This is a genomic window from uncultured Senegalimassilia sp., assembly GCF_934632265.1.
Classification (GTDB): domain Bacteria; phylum Actinomycetota; class Coriobacteriia; order Coriobacteriales; family Eggerthellaceae; genus Senegalimassilia.
The window spans coordinates 1-10,853 of sequence record NZ_CAKTYH010000068.1; the positions used below are offsets into that span (position 1 = coordinate 1).

Sequence of the window (10,853 nt, forward strand, 5' to 3'; positions counted from 1 at the left end):
TCGTGGGCCACCCCGCGGTCGATACGTTGAAGATTGTGGAAAACGGCGTCATCATGGGCACGCCCGACCGTCGCGTGTTCTGGGATGCGCAAACGCCGCAGGTCTTCCGCACGGGAATCTACCGCCGCGCGCACGCGAGCGCGCTTTCCGACGGCTTTGTGGGAACCGACGACTCGTCGCTTATCGAGCGGTTGGGCGGCAAGGTGCTCGTGGTCGAGGGCAAGCGCAACAACATCAAGCTCACGGTGCCCGAAGACTACATGATGCTCGCCGCGGCCGTGCGCGCGCTCTATCTGAAGCAGCCGGAGGAGTAACCGATGGACCCTAGGAACCTCCGAATCGGCCAGGGATACGATGTCCATCAGCTCGTGGAAGGGCGCAAGCTCATCATGGGCGGCGTCGACATTCCCCATACGCGGGGCTTGCTCGGGCACTCCGACGCCGACGTCCTTGCGCATGCTGTGGCCGACGCGCTTTTGGGTGGCATTCGCGGAGGAGACATCGGCAAGTTGTTCCCCGACACCGACCCCGCCTATGAAGGCGCGGATTCTCTGAAACTTTTGGCCGCTGTTGCGCAGAAAGTGCGCGACGAAGGCTTCGAAATAATTGACGTTGACAGCGTTATTGCAGCTCAACGCCCAAAGCTTTCGCCGTATCGCGATCAAATGCGCGCGAATTTAGCGCACGCCATGGGCATTCCCGTGGAAAACGTGGGCGTGAAAGCAACTACGACCGAACGCTTGGGATTCGAAGGCCGCGAAGAAGGCATTTCTGCCACGTGCAGCTGTTTGGTTTGTCGATGTATGCAGGCCTAAGCGATGTTCGCTGGGCGGCTTTCGCAAAAGTAACTCGGGCGAGCTTCGCGAATATGGCCTGAATGACCGACCCCTTCTGCTCCATTACTCCCGAACCTTCTAACCGAAAGGCTATGATCATGAAAATTTACAATCCGCAGACGCGTTCTAAAGTTGAGCTGGAACCTATTACCCCTGGTAAAATCGGCATGTACGTGTGCGGTCCCACCGTGTACAACTACATCCACATCGGCAATGCCCGCACCTTCGTCAGCTTCGACGTTATCCGCCGTTACCTTTCCTGGCGCGGCTTTGAGGTGAAGTTCGTCTCCAACATCACCGACGTCGATGACAAGATCATCAAGAAGGCCAACGAAGAGGGCCGCAGCGCGGCTGAGGTTGCTGCCGAGTACTCGCAGGCCTTTCTCGACGACATGCACGCCATGAACGTGCAGGACCCCGATGTGCGTCCGCGCGCCACCGAGGAGATTCCCGAGATGATCCAGCTCATCCAGGAGCTTATCGACGGCGGCCATGCATACGAGGTCGAAGGCGACGTCTACTTCAGCGTGCGCAGCTACGCCGATTACGGCGCGCTCTCGGGCCGCAACATCGACGAGATGGAAGGCGGCCATCGCGAGCTGCGCGCCGACGGCCAGGGCCTGGAGGACCGCAAGCGCGATCATCTTGATTTCGCGCTGTGGAAGGCTGCCAAGCCCGGCGAGCCCTCATGGGAAAGCCCGTGGGGCCAGGGCCGTCCCGGCTGGCACATCGAGTGCTCGGCCATGTCGCGCAAGTACCTGGGCCTGCCCTTCGACATCCACGGCGGCGGCGCCGACCTGGTGTTCCCGCACCACGAGAACGAGCGCGCCCAGTCCGAGGCCGCATGCGGCTGCACGTTCGCCAACCACTGGATGCACAGCGGCATGCTGCAGATCAACCACGAGAAGATGAGCAAGTCGCTGGGCAACTTCCTGTTGCTGCGCGACATCCTCAAGACCACGTCCCCCGATGTGCTTCGCTTCCTGATGCTGCAAACGCACTATCGCAGCCCGCTCGATTTCTCCGACGAGCGCCTCGACGAGGCCGAATCCGCGCTTTCCCGTATCGAGAACGCCGTGCGCAACCTTGATTGGCAGATGAGCAACGCCCAGGATGTGCCCAGCCCGCTTGACACGCAGGCCATCCTGAAGCAGGCGAAGACCACGCGTGTCGAGTTCGTCCTGGCAATGGACGACGACTTCAACGCCCCGCGCGCACTGGGCGAGGTGTTCGACCTGGTCGGCTTCGCGAACACCACGATCGCCGACAAAACGCTCTCGCTTTCCGATGTTCCCGCCGTGCGCGATCTGCGCGAGACCATCACCACGCTCATGCGCGTATTCGGCGTGGAGGCTGCCCCTCAGGATTGGGAGGACGCGCAGGGCGATGCGTATCCGGCCGAGGTCGTCGACCTGGCGAAGCAGGTCGCTGGTTACGAAGGCTCCGACGCCCATGAGGCCGTCGACGCCTTGCTCGATGCCCGCGCCACCGCGCGTGCCGAGAAGAACTGGGCTGTTGCCGATGCCGTGCGTGATGGCCTCACGGGGCTGGGCTTCACCATCGAGGACACCCCTCAGGGTGCCCGCGTCAGCTACGACCCCTCTGAGGGCAAGTAGGCTAAAACCGACGTTGCCGGCCGCTGCGCCGCTTCGTTCCCATTCTGAACCTTGCGGGCGTGGCAGAAAGGCCGCGCCCGGCTTGGGCTTGCGCCGGGCGCATGTCGCCTGGTGCAAGCCAAGGGTTCCGGCGCCGTACGGCGCCCGGTTTGATGGGTCCGAGGCCGCGCGGCGGCTTTCGTGTTTGTGCTGGACCGATTACTACGAAGATTGCTATCGATGACTGATTTTTCAACAACAGAGCTTCTCGCGCCTGCGGGCGGCCGCAGCCAGCTGGAAGCTGCCGTCCGTTTCGGAGCGGATGCGGTGTATTTGGCAGCCGACAGGTTCGGCATGCGCCAACGCGCCGAGAACTTCACGCTTGACGATATCCCGTCCGCCGTTGCCTTCGCGCACGCGGCGGGCGTGAAGGTGTACGTGACGGTGAACACGCTCATGAACCAGGAGGATATCGCCGCTTTGCCGCCGTATCTCGAAGCCCTTGACGCTTCGGGCGCCGACGCGCTCATCGTCAGCGACCTGGGTGCGTTTTCCCTGGCGAAACGCTATGCGCCGCATATGGAGCTGCATGTGAGCACGCAGGCCTCCGTGATGAACGCCGAAGCTGCGCGCACCTGGTATGACCTGGGCGCATCGCGCGTGGTGGTCGCGCGCGAGATGAGCGTGGAGGATATCGCCGAGCTGCGCGCGCAGGCGCCGCGCGACCTTGAGATCGAGGCGTTCGTGCATGGCGCCATGTGCATGGCGTTCTCAGGGCGCTGCATGCTTTCGGCGGCCATGACGGGGCGCTCGGGCAACAAAGGCTACTGCGCGCAGCCGTGCCGATGGAGCTATGCGCTGGTGGAGGAGAAACGCCCCGGCGCCTATTACCCCATCGAGGAGGATGTACGCGGCACCTACGTCATGAACGCGCACGACCTATGCATGATCGAGCATCTCGATGAGCTGGCGCGAGCCGGCGTCAGCTCGTTCAAGATTGAAGGCCGCAACAAGCGCGCGTTTTACGTGGCAACGGTGGTGCATGCCTACCGGGCGGTCATGGACGGCGCCGACCCGTCTGCGGTCATGTCCGACCTGCACGCCATTTCGCATCGCCCCTATGGCACCGGCTTCTATTTCGGCCAGCCGAGCCAGCGCCAGGAGCGCGACGGCTACGACAAGGATTACCTGCACGCTGCCACGGTGACCGCATGCAGCCCGGAAGGGGAGGGCAGGTGGCGTATCGAGGCCACGTGCCATAATCGCTTCCGTGAGGGCGATGAGCTTGAGGCGCTTTCCCCGCGCAAGGCCATTGCAATGACGAACGTGAAAGGCCTTACCTGGTTGGTACAGCCGAGCGACGATCGCCCGAACCCGTCTCCCGAGCCGGTGCCGGTGGCGAACCGCACCATGGAAACCTATGCGTTCACCAGCGATATCGCCCTGCAACCGGGCGATCTGCTTCGTATTCGCGTGGATTGCGCCCCTCAAGGTGCTCGGGAAGTGAGGGTATGAGCAGCTCCGAAGCAGTATCCGCGAAGCCGAATGCGCCGGAGGTGCCCAGCCGTGCTCGCGGCAACCTCATGATCTTGGTGCTAGCGCTCAGCTGCTTCGTGTTCGGATGCGCCTACCAGTACATCTTGGGCGTGCCTGACCAGGTCGCGCAGATAGCCGGCATCGACCTTTCCCAGGTCAGCCTTATGATGGGCGTCTATGGCGTGTGCAACGCCATCGGCACGCCGCTTCTGGTTATGGCTCTCACCTCGCGGGGTCCGAAAACGTTGCTGCTGGTCAGCCTGGCGCTTATGGCGGTGGGCATGGCCGTCTGCGCCGCCACCCCCATCTATCCCGTCATCTTGACGGGCCGTGCCGTCATGGGCGTGGGCAACGGCACCTTCGCGGCTACCGCCTATATCGCCGCAAGCCGCATCGCCGGCCCTTCGCGTGCAGCCTCGGCTATGTCGAACGTGGCGCTCGGTTTCAGCGCATCGTTCGTCTTTGCGCTTCCCGCTGCGCGCATGCTGCGCAACGTTATCACCTGGCAGCAGGCGTATTGGGTGCTCGTCGTCGCGGCATGCATCGCGTTCGCGGTCATAGTGCTCGTCGTGCGCGTGCCCGAAGCGCCAAGCTCATCGGGCGGGCAGGGCCGTCGCAGCGCCGATGCGCTGCGCGTGTTCCGCAACCCTTGCGTGGTGTTGCCGTTGGCCTGCACCGTGCTCATGTTCGTAGGGTATGCATCCATGAACACCTACATCACGCCGTTCATGGAAAGCGTGCTTCCCCAGCCGGAGTGGGTGAGCGGCTCCCTGTTCGCCTTCGGGTTGATGTCCATGATCGGCTCGAAGGCAAGCGGCTGGGCGGCAGACCGCTTCGGCTCGGCGTCGGCGGTCATCGGCTGCGTGGCGCTTCAGGCGGCAACGCTCGTGGGGCTGGGGCTGGTCACGGGTTCCTGGCCTGCGGCGCTGGCGGCGGCATGCCTATGGACGGGCATATCCTGGGGATTCTTGCCGGCGCAGAACTCGTTCATCATGCTCAACGCCGGGGACGAGGCGGCGTTCGCCGTAAGTTTGTCGAACTCCTCGCTGCAGCTTGGCAGCGCGCTCGGCTCGTTCGCCGCGGGCATGTTCATCACCTGCATGCCGCTGTTGGCCATGCCGTTCATCTCCGCGGCCTTCACCGCATGCGCCGTTGCCGCTGAAATCGCGGCGTTGCGCCTGTCCCGCAAGCCGCGGCGCGCGCAGTAAGGCGAAGGTTTTCGCTGCTTTCCGCTTTGTCGCGTCCGTTCGGCGGCTCAGCGCGCAAAGGGCGCGTGCGGTAAGGCGAAGGCTTCGGCCGTGTTCGGTCTTGCCGCGCTCGCCCGGCGGTTTAGCGTGCAAGGGTCGCGCGCGGTTAAGCCGGTCGCTCGGCTCGTGCGATTCCTTTGCCCATTCGGCGGTTTGACGCGCAAGCGGCTCATGCGGCGGTATACTATGTTCACAACAGATTCGATGCAGGGGTGCCCGGCGGCAACGTCGGCGCTGAGAGGGCGCAAGCCTAACCCTTTGAACCTGTCCAGGTAACGCTGGCGTAGGGAGCATCTCTCGTGCACGGACGAGGGCGCCATCTTCTACGGTAGCGTCCTCGTTTTTCGTTGCAAAGGAGAGAACATGATCGAACAAAGCCAGCTTGAAGCATCCATCGCGAAGGCGGCGGCGGACGTGCGCGCCAACAACCCCTTGGCCGGCTCCATCACCAACACCGTCACCATCGATTTCGTGGCCAACGCCCAGCTTGCCGTCGGCGGTTCGGCGGCCATGGTCTATCTGCCCGATGAGGGCGAGACGTTGGTCGCCGCAGGCGGCGCCGTGTATCTGAACATGGGCACGCTGTTCCCCATTTACGAGGAAACCATCCCGCGCACGGCCGCTGCGGCTCAGGCCGCCGGCAAGCCGTGGGTGCTCGATCCGGTCGGCATCGGCATCGGCGGCCTGCGCACCAAGCTGCTGTCCGAGCTCAAGCAGCACAAGCCCGCCATCATCCGCGGCAACGCCTCCGAGATCATCGCGCTTGCCGGCCTGTGGGGCCTTGAGGGCACTGCCGATGATCTTTCCCGCGCTCGCGGCGTCGACACTGCCGACACGGTGGAGGCTGCTCGCGCGGCGGCTATCGCGCTGGCTCGCTATACGGAAGGCGCCGTCGTCATCTCCGGCGAGTCCGACCTGGTCACCGACGGGCATTCGGTCGTAATCAGCCATGGCGGCAGCGCGCTCATGGGCAAGGTCACCGGCTTCGGCTGCTCGCAGGGCGGCGTGCTCGCGGTGTATGCCACACACACCGATCCGGTCACGGCCGCTGTCGCCGCGGTGAACCACTACAACCTGGCGGGCGTCGCGGCTGCGGCTGCGGCCGATGCTCCGGCAAGCTTCAAGGTGGCCTTCATCGACGAGCTGTTCCGCGCAAACCCCGAGGCGGTTGCCGGCAACCCCATCGAGATCCAGGAGGCGTAGCATCGTGAACACGCTGGTGGCCGTGGCCATCGCCCCGTTCGGCGTGGGCGATGAGCTTGCACCTGAGGTGGCGGAGGTGGTTCGCGTCATACGCGAATCGGGCCTGCCCAACAAAACCTATTCGATGTTCACCGAAATCGAAGGCGAATGGGACGAGGTCATGGCCGTGGTTCGCGATGCCACGTTCGTCTTGGCCCAGAAGGGCATCCGCACCGAGGTCATCCTGAAAGCCGATGTTCGCCCCGGGTTCGAGAACATGATGGAGCAGAAGGTTCGAAGCGTCGACGCCATCCTTGAGAACGGTGTCGACGGGGCTGCTGATAAGGAGGAATAGCATGAGCATGCGCGACAACCTGGACATTTCCGCATATCTGGTCCTGGGTCCGGAAAACACCCTGGGCCGGCCCGTTGCCGACGTGGTCGCCCAGGCCATCGCGGCAGGGTTCACCTGCGTGCAGATCCGCTCGAAGGAGTGCTCTGCCCGCGAGCTTATCTCCTGCACGGCCCAAGCGTCCCAGGTCGTACGGCAGGCCGGCGCGCAAGATCAAGTGGCATTGCTCATCGACGACCGTTTGGATGCGGTCTATGCCGCCCGTCAGCAGGGTGTCAAGGTCGACGGCGTGCATGTGGGCCAGACCGATATCCCCGTCGAAGTGTGCCGCGCCCTGCTCGGCCCCGATGCGGTTGTCGGCCTGTCGGCCCGCGCCGATGAGATGCTCGAGTACGTGAAAACCGCCGACATGTCGCTGGTCGACTATCTGGGCGTCGGGCCGCTGCACGAGACGCCCACGAAAACCGACTGCGGCTTGGCGGCCGATGGCACCATCATCACGAAAAGCCTCGAAGACCTGGCAGCGCTTCACCAGGCAAGCCCGGTTCCCATCGTGGTGGGCGGGGGAGTGAAAGTGGCCGACATCCCCGCCGTCGCCCAAACCGGCGTCGACGGCTTCTTCGTGGTGTCCGCGGTGTGCGCCGCGCCTGACCCGCACGCAGCTGCCCAAGAGCTCGTGCAAGCATGGAGCGCAGCGAAGCAAGCTAGCTAACGCAAACGGAAGCAAACATGGCAAGGGCCCGCTCAACCGAGCGGGCCCTACCTATTTATATGTATCGGTCGCGAAAAGTCCCTAGACGCGATTCGATGCCGAGCATGCTTGCAGGTGGTAATCAATGCTCGCAGGATAAGCCTGCCAACGCCTTTTCGCTCGCGGCATGTATCGATTCGGGCTAAAACAAGCTGGCGCATCATCGTTATAGCACCGTGCCTACTTTGCTCGAATGGCGCATCTGGTCGGCGTATCCTGCCTAATCTTGCAGCAGCTTCTCCGCATATGCCAGCTTCACGCAGCAAACGAACACGTCGAGCGCCGCGTCCAGCTCCTCGACGGGCGGCAAGCTGGGGGCGATGCGGATGTTGCTGTCGGCCGGGTCCTGCTTGTAAGGCCAGGTAGCGCCCGCGCCCGTCATGGTGACGCCGGCGTTCTTGGCAAGCTCCACGATCCGCTTCGCGCATCCGGCGGGGGCGTCAAAGGAGACGAAATACCCGCCGCGTGGCTTGCTCCAGGTGCAGCCGCCGATATCGCTCAGGCCTTCAGAGAGTTTGCGGCCCACCAGCTCGAACTTGGGACGCAGGATGGCGGCGTGCTTGGCCATGTGCTCAGCCAGGCCCTTCCCGTCGTGCAGGAACTTCACGTGACGCAGCTGGTTGAGCTTGTCGTGGCCGATGATCTGCGGGCTCATATGCCCCTTCATGTCCGCGATGTTGGCGTTGCTCGCGGCCATGGCCGAAATGCCCGAACCGGGGAAGGTGACCTTGCTGGTAGAGGCGAACTTGAAGCAACGGTCGGGGTTTCCGGCCTCACCGCAGGCGCGGCGGATATCGAGCAGCTGGTCCTGCTCGGCTGCGTCGTCGTACAGGTGATGGATGCCGTAGGCGTTATCCCAGAAGATGCGGAAGTCCTCGGCCGCGCAAGGCATGGCGGCCAAATGGCGAACCACCTCGTCGGAATAGGTCGCGCCGCTGGGGTTGGAGTACTTCGGCACGCACCAGATGCCCTTGATCGAGGCGTCCTCGGCAACCAGGCGTTCCACCTCGTCCATATCCGGGCCGTCCTCGTTCATGACAACGGGGATCATCTTGATGCCGAAAGCCTCGGTCACGCCGAAGTGCCTATCGTATCCGGGGCAGGGGCACAGCCATTTCACCTCGTCAAGCTTGCACCAAGCCGTATGGCCGAGCGTGCCGAACATCCAGCAGCGCGCCATGGTGTCGTACATGATGTTCAGGCTGGAGTTTCCGAACACCATCACGTGATCGGCGTCGTCGTCGAGCATGGCGGCCATCAGGCGCTTCGCCTCGGGAATGCCGTCGAGCACGCCGTAGTTTCGGCAGTCCGTGCCGTCCTCTGCCGTGCAGTCGTCGACATCGGCGATGCAGGTGAGCATGGGCATGCTCAGATCAAGCTGTGCGCGGGAGGGCTTGCCGCGCGCCATGTTCAGAGCCAGCCCCTTTGCCTTAAAAGACTCGTATTCGCGGGTGAGCGCTTCGTGCGTTGATCTCAACGCTTCTTGGGCAAGCTCTGCGTAAGCTGGCATCGTGGTGCATCCTTTCGCCGTTTGCGGGGTAAGAACAATCGAAAACACCTACCTGAGGTAGGCGAAGTCAAGTATAATCCCAGCGTCAACGTAAACAATCGACCGGTCGTTAAATGCGTCCGTTTCCCGGATTTCGGCGTCGCCGGCTGGAGGGCCGTGCGGTTTGCCTGGGAGCGGGCTTGAAAACGGCATAAGGGGCGGGCACAGAACATGGAAACGAATGATTTGCTGGTCGTTTTGGCCATGGTTATCTACTTCGTCGTGGTGCTGGCGGTAGGCTTCTCCTACGCCAAGCGCTCGAATTCCTCTACCGACGAGTACTTCATCGGCGGTCGCAAGGTGGGGCCGTGGTTCACGGCGCTGTCCGCCGAGGCGTCCGATATGTCGGGCTACCTGCTTATGGGCATCCCCGGCCTTGCGTACTTCTTCGGCGCTTCCGAGGCCATGTGGACCTGCATCGGCCTTGCCATCGGCACGTATTTGAACTGGCTGTTCGTGGCCAAGCGCCTGCGCCAGTACTCCGAGCGCGTGCATGCCATCACCATTCCGGCCTTCTTCTCCAATCGCTTCCATGACAAGAAGAACATCCTGTCCACGGTGGCTGCCGTCATCATCTTGCTGTTCTTCTGCGTGTACACGGGCAGCTGCTTCGTCACCTGCGGCAAGCTGTTCCACACGCTGTTCGGCATCGATTATGCGGCAATGATGATCTTCGGCGCCGTTGTTGTGTTCGCTTATACGCTGGTGGGCGGCTACCTTTCGGTCGTCGCAACCGACTTCATCCAGGGCTGCCTGATGTTCTTCGCGCTTGCCGTGGTTCTCATCGGTTCCATCGCCTCCGTCGGCGGCGTCGATGTGACGGTGGCCTTCCTGCAGAACATCCCCGGCTTCTTGAACGGCGGCCAGCTCACCACGCCTATCATGGATGCGAATACGGGCTTGCAGGCGGTTCAGGGTGACCAGCCGCTGTTCGGCGAGCCTACCGATTTCGGCATCCTCACCATCATCTCCACCTTGGCTTGGGGCCTTGGCTACTTCGGCATGCCGCAGGTGCTCGTTCGCTTCCTGGGCATTCGCTCGGCTGAAGAGGTTCGCCAGTCGCGCATCATCGCCGTGGTGTGGGTCGTCATCTCCATGGTGTGCGCCTTGTGCATCGGCTTCATCGGCCGTGCCATGCTGCCCACCTATTTCGGCACCAATGCGGCTGCTGAGAACATCTTCATCGTCATCGCCCAGATGATCCTGCCCGCCTTCATGTGCGGCGTGGTGGTGTCTGGCATCCTGGCGGCGTCCATGTCCTCCGCTTCGTCGTATCTGCTCATCACCGGCTCATCGGTTGCCGAGAACATTTTCCGCGGCATCATCAAGCGCGACGCTACCGATCGCCAGGTCATGATCGTCTCCCGCATCACGCTGGCAGTGGTCATGCTCATCGGCATCTTCATCGCCCTCGACGAGAATTCCGTCATCTTCCGTGTCGTCTCCTACGCATGGGCCGGTCTTGGCGCATCGTTCGGCCCGCTGGTGCTGTGCAGCCTGTATTGGCGTCGCACGAATCTGCCCGGCGCGCTTGCAGGCATGCTCGGCGGTGCGATCACGGTGGTGTTTTGGCATAACCTCATCAAGCCGCTCGGCGGCGTGTTCGGCATCTACGAGCTTCTGCCGGCCTTCATCATCTCGCTTCTCTGCATCTTCGTGGTCTCCAAGCTCACGGCAGAGCCCTCGCAGGAGATTTACGACGAGTTCGACCACTATACCGAGGCGCGTATGGATGAGGATGTGAATCCCACGGCCGCATAGCGAATGCCATACATATATAGGTGTTTCAACGGGGAAGGGGCCTT

At 62.9% G+C, this 10,853-nt stretch carries 10 protein-coding genes and 1 riboswitch; of the genes, 9 read left to right on the plus strand and 1 reads right to left on the minus strand.

Annotation, left to right across the window (positions count from 1 at the left end):
- From Q0H50_RS06110 to Q0H50_RS06145, 8 genes are all read left to right on the plus strand, one after another.
- The coding region (locus Q0H50_RS06110; RefSeq protein ID WP_294420533.1) for a 2-C-methyl-D-erythritol 4-phosphate cytidylyltransferase at positions 1-314 on the plus strand (314 nt) is incomplete at its 5' end.
- Positions 315-317: 3 nt separating this feature from the next.
- Positions 318-815, plus strand: a complete 498-nt coding sequence (gene ispF, locus Q0H50_RS06115; protein ID WP_294420534.1) for a 2-C-methyl-D-erythritol 2,4-cyclodiphosphate synthase — start codon at positions 318-320, stop codon at positions 813-815.
- Positions 816-934: 119 nt separating this feature from the next.
- Positions 935-2,452, plus strand: a complete 1,518-nt coding sequence (gene cysS, locus Q0H50_RS06120) for a cysteine--tRNA ligase (RefSeq protein WP_294420536.1) — start codon at positions 935-937, stop codon at positions 2,450-2,452.
- Between the two features lie 219 nt (positions 2,453-2,671).
- Entirely contained in the window at positions 2,672-3,946 is a 1,275-nt protein-coding gene (locus Q0H50_RS06125; protein WP_294420540.1) for a U32 family peptidase, read from the plus strand.
- Positions 3,943-5,175, plus strand: coding sequence for an MFS transporter (locus Q0H50_RS06130; protein WP_294420543.1), 1,233 nt, complete (start codon positions 3,943-3,945; stop codon positions 5,173-5,175). The genes Q0H50_RS06125 and Q0H50_RS06130 overlap by 4 nt, the downstream gene beginning before the upstream one ends.
- A gap of 237 nt (positions 5,176-5,412) precedes the next feature.
- Positions 5,413-5,521, plus strand: a riboswitch (TPP riboswitch).
- A gap of 56 nt (positions 5,522-5,577) precedes the next feature.
- On the plus strand, positions 5,578-6,417 hold the full coding sequence (gene thiM, locus Q0H50_RS06135) for a hydroxyethylthiazole kinase (RefSeq protein ID WP_294420546.1): 840 nt from the start codon (positions 5,578-5,580) through the stop codon (positions 6,415-6,417).
- 4 nt (positions 6,418-6,421) lie between these two features.
- A complete protein-coding gene (locus Q0H50_RS06140; RefSeq protein ID WP_294420548.1) occupies positions 6,422-6,751 on the plus strand; it encodes a thiamine-binding protein in 330 nt (109 codons plus the stop codon).
- A gap of 1 nt (position 6,752) precedes the next feature.
- Positions 6,753-7,460 (plus strand): thiamine phosphate synthase, encoded by a 708-nt coding sequence (locus Q0H50_RS06145; protein ID WP_294420550.1) that lies wholly within the window; start codon positions 6,753-6,755, stop codon positions 7,458-7,460.
- Positions 7,461-7,719: 259 nt separating this feature from the next.
- Here the strand turns inward: Q0H50_RS06145 and Q0H50_RS06150 are convergent, their stop codons facing one another.
- Positions 7,720-9,009 carry an aminotransferase class I/II-fold pyridoxal phosphate-dependent enzyme gene (locus Q0H50_RS06150; protein WP_294420552.1) on the minus strand — a complete coding sequence of 430 codons (1,290 nt, stop codon included), beginning with the start codon at positions 9,007-9,009 and terminating at the stop codon, positions 7,720-7,722.
- Positions 9,010-9,219: 210 nt separating this feature from the next.
- Between Q0H50_RS06150 and Q0H50_RS06155 the strand changes: the two genes are divergently transcribed.
- Positions 9,220-10,809, plus strand: a complete 1,590-nt coding sequence (locus Q0H50_RS06155) for a sodium/proline symporter (RefSeq protein WP_294420554.1) — start codon at positions 9,220-9,222, stop codon at positions 10,807-10,809.
- Positions 10,810-10,853 lie beyond the last annotated feature (44 nt).

What these genes read in the sequence shown, in the direction of transcription:
- ispF (WP_294420534.1), top strand. Translation starts at nt 318, where the DNA reads ATGGACCCTAGGAACCTCCGAATCGGCCAGGGATACGATGTCCATCAG.
- cysS (WP_294420536.1), top strand. Translation starts at nt 935, where the DNA reads ATGAAAATTTACAATCCGCAGACGCGTTCTAAAGTTGAGCTGGAACCT.
- Q0H50_RS06125 (WP_294420540.1), top strand. Translation starts at nt 2,672, where the DNA reads ATGACTGATTTTTCAACAACAGAGCTTCTCGCGCCTGCGGGCGGCCGC.
- Q0H50_RS06130 (WP_294420543.1), top strand. Translation starts at nt 3,943, where the DNA reads ATGAGCAGCTCCGAAGCAGTATCCGCGAAGCCGAATGCGCCGGAGGTG.
- thiM (WP_294420546.1), top strand. Translation starts at nt 5,578, where the DNA reads ATGATCGAACAAAGCCAGCTTGAAGCATCCATCGCGAAGGCGGCGGCG.
- Q0H50_RS06145 (WP_294420550.1), top strand. Translation starts at nt 6,753, where the DNA reads ATGAGCATGCGCGACAACCTGGACATTTCCGCATATCTGGTCCTGGGT.
- Q0H50_RS06150 (WP_294420552.1), bottom strand. Translation starts at nt 9,009, where the DNA reads ATGCCAGCTTACGCAGAGCTTGCCCAAGAAGCGTTGAGATCAACGCAC.
- Q0H50_RS06155 (WP_294420554.1), top strand. Translation starts at nt 9,220, where the DNA reads ATGGAAACGAATGATTTGCTGGTCGTTTTGGCCATGGTTATCTACTTC.